This window comes from uncultured Barnesiella sp. (genome assembly GCF_946496565.1).
GTDB lineage: Bacteria > Bacteroidota > Bacteroidia > Bacteroidales > Barnesiellaceae > Barnesiella > Barnesiella merdigallinarum.
The window spans coordinates 27,779-42,379 of record NZ_CAMMHD010000013.1 but is presented as its reverse complement, the minus strand read 5'-3'; the positions used below and the strand labels follow the sequence as shown (position 1 = coordinate 42,379).

Annotated in this window: 10 protein-coding genes; 7 read left to right on the top strand and 3 right to left on the bottom strand. The window is 49.7% G+C overall.

Translation table 11 applies throughout. The features are described 5' to 3' along the window. Nucleotides 1-7: 7 nt before the first annotated feature. The 4 genes from Q1K76_RS08185 (at nt 8) to Q1K76_RS08170 (ending at nt 9,217) form a co-directional block, all read left to right on the top strand. Nucleotides 8-877, top strand: a complete 870-nt coding sequence (locus Q1K76_RS08185; RefSeq protein WP_300132448.1) for a T9SS type A sorting domain-containing protein — start codon at nt 8-10, stop codon at nt 875-877. Nucleotides 878-930: 53 nt separating this feature from the next. Continuing rightward, nucleotides 931-3,564 carry a glycoside hydrolase family 2 TIM barrel-domain containing protein gene (locus tag Q1K76_RS08180; protein ID WP_300132445.1) on the top strand — a complete coding sequence of 878 codons (2,634 nt, stop codon included), beginning with the start codon at nt 931-933 and terminating at the stop codon, nt 3,562-3,564. A gap of 32 nt (nt 3,565-3,596) precedes the next feature. Beyond that, nucleotides 3,597-6,806 carry a phosphodiester glycosidase family protein gene (locus tag Q1K76_RS08175; protein WP_300132443.1) on the top strand — a complete coding sequence of 1,070 codons (3,210 nt, stop codon included), beginning with the start codon at nt 3,597-3,599 and terminating at the stop codon, nt 6,804-6,806. A gap of 107 nt (nt 6,807-6,913) precedes the next feature. Further along, nucleotides 6,914-9,217, top strand: coding sequence for an alpha-L-rhamnosidase C-terminal domain-containing protein (locus Q1K76_RS08170; protein WP_300132440.1), 2,304 nt, complete (start codon nt 6,914-6,916; stop codon nt 9,215-9,217). A 100-nt stretch (nt 9,218-9,317) separates the two neighbouring features. Here Q1K76_RS08170 and Q1K76_RS08165 read toward each other — a convergent pair whose 3' ends face one another. Next, on the bottom strand, nt 9,318-10,862 hold the full coding sequence (locus Q1K76_RS08165) for a bifunctional GNAT family N-acetyltransferase/carbon-nitrogen hydrolase family protein (RefSeq protein ID WP_300132437.1): 1,545 nt from the start codon (nt 10,860-10,862) through the stop codon (nt 9,318-9,320). 252 nt (nt 10,863-11,114) lie between these two features. On the opposite strand from Q1K76_RS08165, the gene Q1K76_RS08160 reads away from it, so the two are divergent. Genes Q1K76_RS08160 through Q1K76_RS08150 form a run of 3 tightly spaced genes read left to right on the top strand, consistent with a single transcriptional unit; the run spans nt 11,115 to nt 12,653 of the window. Further along, nucleotides 11,115-11,783: a DUF6249 domain-containing protein gene (locus tag Q1K76_RS08160; protein ID WP_300132434.1), complete on the top strand. Its 669-nt coding sequence runs from the start codon at nt 11,115-11,117 to the stop codon at nt 11,781-11,783. Nucleotides 11,784-11,797: 14 nt separating this feature from the next. Beyond that, on the top strand, nt 11,798-12,343 hold the full coding sequence (locus tag Q1K76_RS08155) for a sigma-70 family RNA polymerase sigma factor (protein WP_300132431.1): 546 nt from the start codon (nt 11,798-11,800) through the stop codon (nt 12,341-12,343). Beyond that, nucleotides 12,327-12,653 carry a hypothetical protein gene (locus Q1K76_RS08150; RefSeq protein ID WP_087408456.1) on the top strand — a complete coding sequence of 109 codons (327 nt, stop codon included), beginning with the start codon at nt 12,327-12,329 and terminating at the stop codon, nt 12,651-12,653. The genes Q1K76_RS08155 and Q1K76_RS08150 overlap by 17 nt, the downstream gene beginning before the upstream one ends. Nucleotides 12,654-12,742: 89 nt before the next feature. Here Q1K76_RS08150 and Q1K76_RS08145 read toward each other — a convergent pair whose 3' ends face one another. After that, nucleotides 12,743-13,495, bottom strand: coding sequence for a LytTR family DNA-binding domain-containing protein (locus Q1K76_RS08145; RefSeq protein WP_300132428.1), 753 nt, complete (start codon nt 13,493-13,495; stop codon nt 12,743-12,745). 18 nt (nt 13,496-13,513) lie between these two features. Further along, a complete protein-coding gene (locus Q1K76_RS08140; protein WP_300132425.1) occupies nt 13,514-14,581 on the bottom strand; it encodes a histidine kinase in 1,068 nt (355 codons plus the stop codon). Nucleotides 14,582-14,601 lie beyond the last annotated feature (20 nt).

Here is a 14,601-nt window from a genome sequence, read left to right as displayed (position 1 = left end):
AGTTATTATGAAAAAGTTAACTTTACTTTTGGCGTGTGTGATTGCTTCGTTGGCACAAGTGTGGTCACAGGTTACTATCTCTTTGGAAAATTTCCATATTCAAAGAGGCTCGGACATTGTAGTCAAATATAGCAATGGGGCTGGTAATCAGAAAGATTATATCGGTATAGCGCCTCTTGGACAGGCAATTACCGGTATTCCAGGTGGATATACGACTACCTATGCCTATCTCGACAATCCAGGTTCGCAAGAGGGTACATGCACCATTCCGGCCAACAACATGGGAGCTACAGGTGATGGCTATTATTGGGCCGTATATCTGTTGGACGACGGGTATAATGCCGCATCGGACTATATACCTTTTTACTATGGCGATGAGGTTCCTCAGAATGAGAGTCCCGTTTTGTCGGTTGATGAGTGTACCCACGATTATACGACGATTACCTTTACCGATAATGAACTTTGGAGAATGCTTATTAAAGAGATAAGTGTCGATGGTGAGGTTTTAAGTCCCGATGATTATGCGGTTGAGGCGGGAGCACTCTATGTATTGAAAGATTTGACTTCGGCCGGCTCGCTCACGATTACGGCTTGGGATCATCCCGATGCAACGGTTCAATTGAATGCTTCGGCGGTTGAGACCGAACTTCTTGTTGATAACATACGATTCCACAACAATCAACTGGTTATTGCTGGTGCACAGTCTTCGATTCAGTCGGTTGCAGTATATGCGTTGACCGGGGCATTGTTACAGACTTATAAGGTGGCTTCGGAAGAGACTACAATTGATTTGAACTATCTGAATAGTGGGGTTTATGTAGTCCTGCTGAAAGGGAATACTACCCCCCAAGCGATTAAGATTATCATAAGACATTAATGTTAACTATATTCTGCCGATAGAAATATCGGCAGAATATAATAATCCCGATTATGAGAAGAACGGTTGTTTCAATCCTGCTAAGTCTTTGTTTCTGCTATACGCTTTGGGGACATTCAGTTCAACCCGAGTTTTCGGTCGCCGGATTTTATCCCCTTGACGGTGTCGGGCGGGAAATCTATTCAATGAATCCATCATGGCTTTTTTACAGAGGTGATATGGTTGGTGCCGAGCAAAAGGAGTTTGATGACTCGAGGTGGACTCTGGTATCGTTGCCCCATAGTATAGATACTTTGCCTACTGAGGCGAGTGGGTGCATCAATTATCAGGGTGTGTGCTGGTATAGAAAACATTTCTCTTCGTCCGACTCATTTGCTGGGAGAAAGCTGTTTCTCTATTTCGAGGCAATTATGGGTGAGGCTCGTGTATGGGTCAACGGCAAATTGTGTGCGACCCATTATGGAGGGTATTTACCTGTAATAGTAGATATTACCGATAAACTGGAGCCCGAGAATGTGATAGCTGTCTATACCGACAACTCGAACTGTCCGCTCTATCCGCCAGGAAAACCTCAGGAGTTTCTCGATTTTACCTATTCGGGCGGGATTTATCGCGATTGTTGGTTGATTGCTCATAACCGGGTGTATATAACCGATGAAAATTATGCTGCAGAAGTAGGTGGGGGAGGACTATTCGTTTCGTACAGTCGGGTTTCCGAGAAGTCGGCCGATGTGAATTTGAAGTTGCAGCTGAGAAATGAGACTTCTCGTATTTTTAGCGGGAAGGTGCTGTTTACGTTGCGAGCTCCGTCGGGTGAAACTGTAGCGCAAAAGAGCTGTCAGGTGCGGCTTTTGTCGGGGCGCTCGGGAAATTGTGAAACATATATCAGGCTCAAGAAACCTTATTTGTGGTCTCCATCGTCTCCATCGTTATATCAATTGTATATCGAAGTCAAAGATGAGAACACGGGGGAAACAATAGATGGCTATCGAAAAAAGATAGGCATACGCAGTATTGAGTTTAAAGGGTCGGATGGCTTGTGGGTAAACGGGAAACCTTATCCTCATCCGCTGATGGGCGTGAATCGGCATCAGGATTTTGCCGTAGTGGGCAATGCCATGACCAATAATCTGCATTGGAGAGATGCCATGAAGATAAAAGCTTTGGGACTGGAGGTCGTGCGTAATGCACATTATCCTCAAGATCCAGCATTTATGGATGCTTGTGACGCTTTGGGCCTTTTTGTCATTGAGAATACTCCAGGATGGCAATTTTGGAACGATGAGCCAGTGTTTCAAGATCGTGTTTTCAGCGACATACGAAATATGATTCGTCGGGATCGAAACAGACCGTCGGTTTTCTTGTGGGAACCTATTTTAAATGAGACTTGGTATCCCGAGTCGTTTGTCGATAGTGTCGTGCAAATCGTTGGCGAGGAGTATCCCTATCACTATTCTCATGTAGTATGTGATTCTGAAGCTCGGGGAGCTTCGAAGTTTTCTGTTCGTTATGCTCATCCGGAAAATGGCGATACCGATATTGCGACAAAGGAGTTTGATAGCCGGGTCGCTTACTTTACCCGAGAGTGGGGTGATAATGTTGATGACTGGAATTCTCATAATTCGACGAGTCGTGTGAGGCGGTCGTGGGGTGAAGTGCCTATGTTGGTACAGGCTATGCACTACGCCTTACCTCCCTATGTATGCACCAGTTATGATGCGTTATGGCGCACCTCCCGTCAGCATGTAGGTGGATGTTTGTGGCATTCGTTCGATCATCAGAGGGGATATCATCCCGATCCTTTTTATGGAGGATTGACCGATGTATTCAGACAACCCAAATATGCATACTACATGTTTATGGCACAACGTCCGATCGATACTTTGGATATTCAGGCCGATAGTGGCCCAATGGTTTATATTGCGCATGAAATGACGCCTTTCTCACCTGCCGATGTGACAGTGTACAGCAATTGTGATGAGGTAAGGCTGACTGTTTTCAAGGGAGGCAATACTTATAGTTATCACAAAAAGCTACAGAGTGAGGGGATGCCTTCACCAATTATCCGGTTTGAAAAGGTTTATCGGTTTATGGATGACAAGGCGCTTTCTCGCCAAAACCGGCACGATGAGGTATTCTTACTGGCCGAGGGCTTTCAGAATGGAGTAAAGGTGGCTGAGCATAAGCGTATGCCGGCCAGGCGTCCGGCTAAAATCGAACTTCGGTTGGATGATGAGCACATTGCTCCGATAGCCGACGGATCTGATTTAGTTACCGTGATAGCTTCGGTGACCGACGAGCAGGGTACGGTTAAACGACTCAACAATTATCACATACGCTTTTCAATCGAAGGAGAGGGTCGGCTGGTTGCCAATGAGGCAACACATACCAATCCTCGAGCCGTAGAGTGGGGAACAGCACCTGTTTTGGTGCGTACAACCCTGCGCCCCGGAAAGGTAAAGGTGCGTGCAGCTGTTGATTCCCCTGGTTTACAGATGCCTCTACAGGGTGAGTTGGAGTTTGAGGTATTGCCGGCGCTCTATGGGGCTATCTATAATGAAGAAGATCGAGCAGGGGTGAGCGAATTGATCTCTACCGGAGATAGTGGTGAGGAGGTTGAGCAACGTAGCCGTCTTAACCAGGAGTTGAAAAGTGTAGAGCTGCAGCAAACAGAATTTGGAGAGTAGATATATAATTAGTAATCAATAAAATAAAATGTATGAAAAAATATTTTTTCTCAATGATTGCCTTAATGGCTTGGATGTACCCCGGTACTGTTATGGCCGATACAGGCGAGGTATGGGTGATGCCTTGTACAGAAATTCTGGATAATTATCAGGACTTCCCGGCCAAGGAATCTAATTTGGTCGTGTTGGGTAAAGGCGAGACCGAGCATGTACAACTTGTCTTATCGACTATACCGAAAGAGAATATTTCTTTTACGTCGTCGTCGGCTCCGGCCGGTATTGATATTAGCTATAGAGTTGTTCGCGAAATCGATACTTTTGACGATGCATTGGTCCCTTTTGATTCTCAGGTAGAAGCGGCAGAGGGTACGACCGTAGTGTGGTTGACGTTTGAGACCGATCGGAATTGCTCGGTAGGGACATATGACTATTCGGTACAAGTCAAGAGTCTGAAAAATAATGTAAAGGTAAATTTCAAGATTCGAGTGGCCGATTATGAGATACCGCTTACCCCGTCAATACCTTCGGAGTTTAGTATCGATTTGGATAATATGCCCGACGGAGGTTCCGACAGGCAAAAGGAACTGTGGACCGAGTTTCTGTTGTCGCGTCGCATAGATCCTTATTATAGTGTAATTGTCGATCGAGGCGCTTGGCGTTGGGAGAATTGTTTCTCGCCTTGGTCCTGGGATGACCCCAGAAGTCAAGCTTTGCTTCAAGACCCGCGTTTCTGTCGTTTTGCGCTTCCTTGTATGCTTGAGGATGAGGAGTTTTTACGCATGTGTAGCGATATGAAGGAGAAAGGAGTTTTTGACCGGTGCTATTTTTATATATGGGATGAGCCTAAGAAAGAGGCTCATTATGCACAAATTGCCGAAGAGTCGTCGCATCTGTTGTCGCTGGAGCCAGGGTCGAAGATGTTGGTTACGGTGTCGAGCTATTTGATTGATGGTGATCACAAATGGAATTACGATTATACATTTGACTTTTTGACACAGTACGTTAAAATTTTACCTGTTGCTGCCGAAGAATACAAAGGTGAAAATGCAAAGGCCGAGGAGTTTAGAAAGATGATTGAGCCTCAGTCAGAGTGGTGGACTTATGTGTGCTGTTATCCCAAAGGCGATCAGCCCAATTTCCTCTTGGAATTAACTCCGTTTCATCATCGAGCCATTATGTGGCGAGTGTGGAAAGAACAGGAGACCGGCTTCTTGTATTGGGGAGTTAATCGTTATCAGTTGAATCCGTTTGCTTTTGATCGTAGTCTCGATGCGGTAGGCGATGGTGCTTTGGTTTTCCCGGGGAGTCTTTTTGGAATAGAGGAGCAGCCTGTCGCTTCGGTTCGCTTGGAGCAATGGAAAGAAGGACAGGAAGATTATGAGCTGTTGAAAATCGTAGAGAAGAAGATTGGCCGAGAGAAAACCGAACGAATATTGAGTCAGGTATATCGTACTCCTACCGACTTTACCAAAAGTTCCGAAGAGATAGAGTCATTTCGTAATAGCTTGATTCAGATTATAGAGAATTATGATCCTTCGACTCAAATCATGATACGGGGTGAGTTGCATGAGGTGGATACCTTGAATGCCTATGTCCCGGGACCGGGTTGTGAATATGCATATATCCGCATCGACGATTTACCTGTTGAGGCCCATGTTTTGAAACTCGATTTGCAAAATCCCTATTCGCAAGTGAAGACATTTTTAGGCAATGATGTTATCGATGGTTTGGAGTGGGTTTCTTCGGCTTGTGATAGATATACCACGGCCGGCTCCGATGCGTATGCCGGTATCAATGGCGATTTCTTTAACATCAGTGGCCACAACGAATATCCACTGGGCGCTCCTCGGGGTGGTTGTGCCTCCGAGGGGGTGATACAGCGAGAACCTCGCAGTATGGCATGGGCTTTTGCCGCGATTGATTATGACAACAAACCGATACTTAACAACATGGAGTTTGAGGGGTCGGTAGTCAGTTTGAAAGCACCTATCGCATCATATAGTTTTAATGATGTGAATATCCCCCGTACCGATTGCTACTCATGCGATATGACTTTTTATAATGAGTTTGCCGGTGGCTATACTCGTATGGATGAGAATGCCGATATTGGTGATAAACTAAAGACCGAGGTGTTCTTCAAATTGTCCGATGGCCAGAGTTGGGGGATAAATTCACCTAAGACTTGTATAGTGACTCGAATTATTCGTGATACACAGGGGCATAATGCATTGGAACCGGGAGAGTCGGCTTTGTCGGGGATTGATGACGCAAAGGCTTTTCTGGACAACTTGACTGTGGGACAGAAATTGAAAATCAATATGTCTATTAAGACAGCCGATGGAGAGGCTCCCCTGATTAAGGAGATGGTGGGTGGTAACTCGTTGTTGATGAAGAATGGGGTAATTATGGATTGTAATTTCAATGACTCGTATAACAATGTGTTATATCCGCGAACTGGAATTGGTTGTTCATCCGACGGTCGTTGGTTATACCTGATTGCTATCGACGGGCGACAGTCTCATTCGAGAGGCGTGTACTCCGATGAGATGTGTGATATTTTGCGGGCCTTGGGGGCCTCGGATGTAATAGGCTTGGACGGAGGCGGTTCTACCGGTATGGTGGTTAATCATGCGGTAGTCAACAAGCCGAGTGATGGACAAGAGCGTGCGGTTACCAATGGCTGGCTTTTGAGAACTACGGCGCCTGCCGATGACAAAATTGCCCGATTGTCCTTTAATTATTGGAATAAAGCGCAAATTGAGGCTCGGGAGATTCCTTTGTCGGTTTTGGGGTATAACCAGTACGATGTCCTTGTGGACTCTGAACTATCTCCGGTTTCTTTGAGTTGTACTCCCGGTCTGGGACATATCGAAGGTGAAACTTTGTTGCTTGATGGCCCTGAGAAGAGTGGAACGGTAACTGCCAAATATGAAGGGTTGACGGTCTCTCGTTACTTGAATTTCGGAGATCCATCGGGAATAGAGTCTATAGCAGAGGTTAACGTTCCATTCAAATTTTATCGTAATCCAGGAACGAACCTCTTCTATATTGAGGCAAGCGGCGATGGGGGTACCCGAATGAGTTACGGCCTGTACGCAACAAGTGGTGGTTGCATACGGCAGGGCGAAGCCGATATCATAGGCTCATATTGTTTCGATTTTTCCGATTTGACCCCTGGCGTCTATCTCTTGAGAATATGCATGGGGAATGACTGTCATACGATTAAATTGATTATTGGGTAATTTGTGTAATGGAGTTTGAAAGCCTTTCGGTTCGGCCTATCGGGCAGAATACAAAGACTTTTGTAACTCCATACATTCATCTTCATTATGCAAATTCAATAATATATATGTTTCGTCAATTTGTTATCCTCATTATGGTTGGTCTATGGTCCGTTTGGGCGCAAGCTGATGTCCCTGCGGCTCATTGGATTACGGCTTTTGAGAACCAGAGTGCCACGAATACATGGCTTTGTTTTCGGCGGGATATTCGACTGGATACTCTCCCTCGGGGAAGTGTGAACCTTAAGATTGCCGCCGACAGCAAATATTGGATGTGGATAAATGGGACATTGGCCGTTTTTGAGGGGGCAGTAAAGCGAGGTCCTACTCCCGAAGATACCTATTATGATACGGTTGATATCTCTTCTTTTCTGCAGGAGGGGAACAATACGATAGCGATTTTGCTGTGGTACTTTGGGAAGGAGGGATTCTCATATCAGCCCAGCGGTAAGGCGGGCCTTTTTGTCGAGAGCCTTTCTCCGACATTCTCCTTATGTAGCGACAAACAGTGGTTGGCAACGGTCCATGCCGGTTATTATACACCGGCTGGACCCCAGCCAAATTTTCGATTGCCCGAGTCCAATATCGGGTATGATGCTCGTCGTTTCTCCGAACGGTGGATTTCAATGCCAGTCGATTCCCTTTCTTCTTGGCCAGCGGCTGTGGAGGTTGGACTATTGGGATGCAAACCTTGGAATAAACTGTACCCTCGAGTAATACCATTGTGGAAAGACTATGGGCTTCGAGCATATGACCGTCAGGAGTGGCATCGGGGCATCGACAGAGATACACTTGTGTGTTATTTACCCTATAACATGCAGGTAACTCCAGCTTTTGAATTGGAGTCACAAGGCGGTGATACAATAGGTATGTGTACCGATAATTATCGAGGAGGAGGCGCGAATAATCTTCGGGCCGAGTATGTGACGAGGAGTGGTGTTCAGCAGTATGAGAGTTTGGGATGGATAAACGGACATGAGGTCTATTATATTTTGCCTAAAGGTGTTACTCTTGCACGGGCTCTGTATCGAGAGAGTTCATATGATACCTCGTTTGCCGGTTCGTTCAGTTGTAACGACGATTTTTATAACCGACTTTGGACAAAGGCACAGCGTACACTTCTGGTGACCATGCGCGATACATACATGGATTGTCCCGATCGGGAGAGGGCACAATGGTGGGGCGACGAGGTCATCGAATCGGGTGAGTCGTTTTATGCCCTTTGTCCTCGGTCGCATTTACTCATCAAGAAAGGCATGTATGAACTGATGCGGTGGCAAAGGCCCGATGGTACGATTTTTTCGCCAGTACCTGCATCGAATTACCAGACGGAGCTCCCGGGACAAATGTTGGCCAGTGTAGGATACTATGGTTTCTGGAACTATTTCCTTCATACGGGCGACACGGCAACCATTGCCGATTTGTATGATGCGGTAAAACGGTATTTGGAGGTCTGGGAATACAATGCAAATGGTACTGTCAAATTCCGTAGTGGCGAATGGACTTGGGGCGATTGGGGAACGAATGTCGATATACAGGGACTATTCAATGCCTGGTATTACTTGGCGTTGGATGGAGTCTCGCGTATGGCCGACCTCCTTGATAAACGGGAGGATGCTATTGAATTGCGTCGCCAAATGGTGTCGCTGAAGGAGTCGTTCAACCGAGTGTTCTGGTGTGGCGATGCATATCGGGCCAATCGGTTGCTCCCCGATCCCGATGATCGGCTTCAGGCATTGGCTGTTGTTTCGGGTTTGGCCGATGAATCGAAATACGATGCTATTCGGGAACTGCTCGGGCGGTATGAATATGCCAGCCCATATATGGAAAAATATGTCTTGGAGGCATTATTTGATATGGGTTGTCCGCACGAAGCCTTGGCCCGGATGAAGAAACGATTTGGCAAGATGGTCGATCATCCTCGTCTCACTACCCTTTTTGAAGGATGGGGTATAGGACCTGAAGGATTTGGCGGCGGTACATATAATCATGCCTGGAGTGGTGGCGGTCTTACTCTTTTGTCTCAAAAGGTGTGTGGAATATCTCCGATAGAAGCGGGCTATAAAGCCTTTCGGGTTACGCCTCAAATGGGACCGCTTGTCCATGCCGAGGCTTCATTATTGAGTGTCCGAGGTCGAATATCGGTTGACTTGACTCGTTCGGGCCATAAACTGGATATGCTCTTAACGGTTCCTGCAGATACTCGGGCCATAATTCCGATAGCAGATAATGTCTGTCGGGTGAAGTTGAATGGACGATTGGTCTTCAAGGATAAGAAGCCATATCCTGGACAGGGGTGTGAATTTAATACTTCGGAAGGAGTTTCTCTTGCCGTGTCGAGCGGTGTGTGGAGAATAGCATTTTCTTATTAAGTCGTGTAGAGTAGGTTTTCAATAGGAGGCCCTATGATTCTTCATCCACAAAGAATCATAGGGCCGTTTGTGTATATAGGCTATATCGGAGATCTTGTGTTTACTCCTGATTTACCTTTTTCATCTTTACCTCGTAGAGGTCGCTGCGGCGGTCTTTGAGGTTGCGCACGCTGCCGTAGGTGTGGAGCTCGTTGAGCAGGTCGAGGTCGACGTCGGAGATGAGAATCATCTCGGTGTTGGTGGTAGCCTCGGCACGGCGTCCGTCGGTGGGGAAGGCGAAGTCGCAGGGGGTGAAGACTCCCGACTGGGCATACTGGATGTCCATGTTGTGTACCTTGGGCAGGTTGCCTACACTACCGGCAATGACTACGAAGCACTCGTTTTCGATGGCTCGGGCCTGGGCACATACGCGCACGCGCGAGTAGGCATTCTGCGTGTCGGTGAGGAAGGGGACGAAGAGTATCTGCATGCCCTCGCCGGCCATGATGCGCGACAGTTCGGGGAATTCGACATCGTAGCAGATGAGCACGCCTATCTTGGCGCAGTCGGTCTCGAAGGTGCGGATGGCTTTGCCGCCGTTCAAGCCCCAGCACTTCATCTCGTCGGGGGTGACGTGCAGCTTTTCGTACATCTCGTAGGTACCGTCGCGACGGCACAGGTAGCCGATGTTGTAGAGCAGTCCGTCCTCTTTGATGAGGGGCATGCTGCCGGTGATGATATTGATGTTGTAGCGGATGGCCAGGTTGATGAACCGCTCGCGTATCTCGTCGGTGTACTGGGCCAGACCGCGGATGGCCTCCGACTCGCTCTCGTCGTTGAAGCGGGCCATGAGGGGGGCGTTGAAGTACTCGGGGAAGAGAACGAAGTCGCTTTGGTAGCTGCTCACCGAATCGACGAAAAACTCGACCTGTTCGAAGAGGTCGTCGAGCGTTTTGTAGCTACGCATCTGCCATTGCACGAGTCCTACCCGCACGGTTGTCTTGGGCGAGATATACTCCTCGGTAGGTTCCTGATAGTAGATGTTGTCCCACTGGAGCAGGCAGGCGAAGTGTTTCGACTCCTCGTCGTTGGGCAGGTAGTTGCGCATCACCTTGCGCACGTGGAAGTCGTTGGAGAGCTGGAAGAGCAGCACCGGGTCGAATATTTCGCGCTTGCGCACCTTGTCGATATACTCTTTGGGGCGCATGTGGTCGGCATATTTGTGGTAGTTGGGCAACCGGCCGCCAAACATGATGGCCTTGAGGTTGAGTTTCTCGCACAGCTCCTTGCGGTATTCATACATACGGCGGGCGAGCCGCAGGCCGCGGTAGTCGGGGTGCACGAATACCTCGATGCCGTAGAGGATGTTACCCTTGCGGGTGTGGGTGTTGAAGGTTTCGTTGCCGGTCACCTGAGCATAGGTGTGGTCGTTTTTCACATCGTTGTAGTTGACGATGATCGAGAGGGCGCATCCCACGATTTTGCCATCGACCACGGTCACGATCTGCCCTTCGGGGAAGATGCGGATGAGTTTGTCTATCTGTTCGGGGGTCCAGAACACGTCGCTGCCGTCGGCATAGACCCGGGTGAACGAGCTGGCCAACTGGTCGTAGTCTTCGCGTTGCAGATTACGAATCTCGACTTTATTGATCTCTTTGGGTTTCATAGCTTCGTTATTTGTTTCGCGGTGCAAAATTACCGCTTTTTTGCGGGCATTGGTTGCTTGTGGCCCTATTTTCTTGGATTATGAGTAAATTTGTTGTGCCTCGGGCGGGGGGCTGATGCCCTGTCGAGAAATTTTTTTGAAAAAAATCGGGAGCGTCTGCAACCTGCGGGGTGGGTGTTTGCGTCTAATGGTTGAATTTCCGGAAAGAGAGATGATTGAAAAACGAAAAACAAATTAAAAACAGATATGAAGATGAAACGATTGGTAATGACAGCGCTCCTTTCACTCGTGTTGTGGACGGGCGCAAGCGTAATGGCACAAAACGGGAATGTGAACCCGACTTCAAAACCGACAGCAGCCGTGGCTACGGCGACAACCGAAAGCGATACTCTTGGCGACATGAACGAGACCGAAGCCTACAAGGTGCGTATGGCCGAGATTGAGCTGGAAAAACAACGGTCTTTGATGCATTATGAGGCCGATGCCGAGGATATTCTCGATGCGATTGTCCCAGTGTTGGGCATAACCGTTCCCTTCCTGTTTGCCTTCCTGGTTATCTTCTTCTTTATCTACTACCGCAACAAGAAGCAGAAGGCCCACTATCAGGTTATCGAGAAGGCCATCGAGGCCGGGCGTGAGTTGCCCGACGGATTTTTCGAGTCGCCCCGGTCGCGACAGGCTCGCCCCGACAAGCTGGTGACCCTCAACCAGGGCTTGGTATTCCTGGGTATCGGTTTGGGCTTTGCCATCTGGAGCATTGTGTTGTGGAGTATCAACGGTACCGAAGAGTTTGGCGATGGCGTGGGAATCTTCCTGTTGGGTCTGGCCGCTATCTTTATTCTGGTGGGTGCGGGCAAACTGATACTCTATCGGGTATCGTCGCGCCCCGATAACGATCACACCGATAATCAACCCGAATAACCGGCCTCGACACGATGGAGAAGACCGAGGATATGATGTGGGTGGCACGTTGCGCCCTGCTGGACGACCGCAAGGCTTTTGCCTCGCTGGTCGATAAATACCAGGGGCGGGTGAAGCGCTTCTTTCTGAGCCTCACCGGTGGCGACGAATCGCTCAGCGATGACCTGGCGCAGGAGACCTTCATCAAGGTCTATTACCACCTGCGCAGCTACAAGGGTCTCTCCTCGTTCTCGACCTGGCTCTTCAGGGTGGCCTACAACCTCTACTACGACGAGTTGCGCAAGCGGGGCGACCGCTACTTCGAGCCTTTGGACGAGGCGGCGACGATACCCCAGTCGCCCGAGCCGGTAGACCGCCGGCTCGACATGACCCAAGCTCTGTCGATACTGCGTCCCGAGGAACGTACGGTCGTTACCCTCTACTTCGTCGAGGATATGGCCATCGCCCGCATCGCCGCGGTGACGGGTATGCCCGAGGGGACCATCAAGTCGTACCTCTCGCGGGCCAAACAAAAATTAGGAGAATATTTAAAGAAAAACGGATATGAAAGAGTGGAATGACGACCAGTGGCGGGAGCTTTTCGACCGACACACTCCCCAACCCCGGCGCGACCGGTGGTTTACCCGCCGGGTGATGAACCGCCTGCCCCGCAAGCGGTGGAGCCTCGAGACGAAAATTTCGCTGGTGGTTCTGGTACTGATATTGCTCATCTGCACGGCCTTGTGTGTAGCTTTTGCCCGCGAGCTGACAGCGAACCCCTGCTGGAACTGTGCCGGTACCTGGGTGATGTATGGAGCCTTGACCGTGGCCTGTATCCTGTTGGGCGCACAGGCGAACTCTTTCTTCCGGTCGATTTACGACGCTTCCTGAAACTGAAATAAATTTAAGTAAACATGCCAAGGAGCAGACGTCCCGTTGCCGGGGTGCCTGCTCCTTGTGTGGTTTATGGCGAGCATCGTTCAACCCTGCGGCTTGCCGGCGATGGGCGAGTGGCGGGCGATGAACTCGGCAAACGACTCCTTGTAGGTGTCGGAGATGGGGATATACTCCTTGCCAAAGACGATGCGGTTGCGGTCGATCATCTTGATTTTGCACCCCTGCACGATGAACGAGCGGTGCACCCGGATGAACTGCCCCTCGGGCAGCATCTCTTCGAGCGACTTGAGGCTCAGCAGCGAGAGGATGGGGTGCGGCTCGCCCTCGAGATAAATCTTTACATAGTCCTTCAGGCCCTCGATGTATAGAATCTTGTCGAGGGGTATCTGCTTGAGCTTGTAGTCGCTCTTGACAAAGATATAGGGGCTTTGTGCCGGTGTGGGTGCAGGGGTGCCTGCGGTACTGTTCCCCTCGGACAACTCGAACCATTGCAGTGTCTTTTGTGCCGCCTTGAGGAAATCGGCATAGGCGATGGGCTTGAGCAGGTAGTCGATGGCGTTGACCTTGTAGCTGTCTACGGCATACTGTCCGAAGGCGGTGGTAAAGACAATGCGACTGCGCCCCTCGATCATGTGCGAGAACTCCATGCCGTCGAGTTCGGGCATCTGTATGTCGAGGAAGATGAGGTCGATGTCGCCCTGCGCAACCCGTTCGACCGCCTGCACTGCCGAGTTGAACGAGGCTTCCAGTTGCAGGAAGGGGGTGCGCTTGACATAACTCTCCAACAGCTCTATGGCCAGGGGTTCGTCGTCGATAATGCAGCATTTCAGTATCATAGTCTCCACGTATTTGGGTTAGTTCAAGTCGATGGTGAGCGACGAGCGGTAGACCCGTGCATCGCTCTCGGCATGCAGCGTGTACTTGCCGGGATAGAGCAGTTCGAGCTGTCGCGAGAGGTTTTTGAGCCCGATGCCCGAGCCGCTTTTGTCGTTCTCGTCTTTGGGGAAGCAGCTGTTCTCGATGCGGCACTCGATGACACCGGGCGAGGGTTCGCTCATGACGATGGTCACAAACGAGGGTTCGGTGGCGCTGGTGCCGTGCTTGAAGGCATTCTCGATGAGGGTGATGAAGAGCAGCGGCGCAATCTGGTATCCGCGGCACAGCCCCCGGGGCATATCTACCTCGACCTTCACGTGGCGGGCTAGCCGCAGCCGCATCAGCTCGATGTAGTTGTGGTTGAACTCCAGCTCTTTCTCCATGGGTACATAGGGTTGGGTATTCTCATAAAGCACGTAACGCAACATCTTGCTCAACTCGAGCACGGCACTCTGCGCCCGGTCGGGGCTGATGGCGATGAGCGAGTAGATGTTGTTGAGGGTATTGAAGAGGAAGTGCGGGTTGAGCTGGTTCTTCAGGTTCTTCAACTCGGCCTCGGTGCGCTCCTGCTCCAGTTGCTTGCGCTCCTTCTCGGTGACAATCCACTTCTGCGTCATCTTGATGGCTACGCTCAATCCCACCATCAGAGCCAGGGTGATGGAATCCTGCCACTGCATGAGCCCCGGCCGTGGAGGACGAGGTCCGCCCGGCCGCCTGAACAGGAACTCGTCGGGGATAATCATGCGGTGTACCAGATAGATGGCCACATTGGCTACCACGATGAGCAGCACGTTGTAGAGGATAAACTGTACCGGCTTTTTACGGAACAGCACCCGGTCGATGAGCCACAGATAGTTAATGTAGAAGATGACCGCGATGCAGATGGGCTGGATATAGAACTTCATGAGGCTGAAGTTGCGTATGCGCCCCATACTCTCGAACCGCTCGATGAAGAGGAGCGGGAAGAGAAAGACGATTGCCCACGCCAGTATGTGGATAAAGACGGGGTTCCATCTGAAGCGGATATGTTGTCGGTCGGGCGCCATAGTACAAAGATAAGGATTTG

Bases quoted from the DNA above. Each gene is read 5' to 3' on its own strand.
- Q1K76_RS08150 (WP_087408456.1), top strand. From the start codon at position 12,327: ATGAAAGAGTGGAATGACGACCAGTGGCGGGAGCTTTTCGACCGACAC.
- Q1K76_RS08185 (WP_300132448.1), top strand. From the start codon at position 8: ATGAAAAAGTTAACTTTACTTTTGGCGTGTGTGATTGCTTCGTTGGCA.
- Q1K76_RS08155 (WP_300132431.1), top strand. From the start codon at position 11,798: ATGGAGAAGACCGAGGATATGATGTGGGTGGCACGTTGCGCCCTGCTG.
- Q1K76_RS08160 (WP_300132434.1), top strand. From the start codon at position 11,115: ATGAAACGATTGGTAATGACAGCGCTCCTTTCACTCGTGTTGTGGACG.
- Q1K76_RS08140 (WP_300132425.1), bottom strand. From the start codon at position 14,581: ATGGCGCCCGACCGACAACATATCCGCTTCAGATGGAACCCCGTCTTT.
- Q1K76_RS08180 (WP_300132445.1), top strand. From the start codon at position 931: ATGAGAAGAACGGTTGTTTCAATCCTGCTAAGTCTTTGTTTCTGCTAT.
- Q1K76_RS08145 (WP_300132428.1), bottom strand. From the start codon at position 13,495: ATGATACTGAAATGCTGCATTATCGACGACGAACCCCTGGCCATAGAG.
- Q1K76_RS08175 (WP_300132443.1), top strand. From the start codon at position 3,597: ATGAAAAAATATTTTTTCTCAATGATTGCCTTAATGGCTTGGATGTAC.
- Q1K76_RS08165 (WP_300132437.1), bottom strand. From the start codon at position 10,862: ATGAAACCCAAAGAGATCAATAAAGTCGAGATTCGTAATCTGCAACGC.
- Q1K76_RS08170 (WP_300132440.1), top strand. From the start codon at position 6,914: ATGTTTCGTCAATTTGTTATCCTCATTATGGTTGGTCTATGGTCCGTT.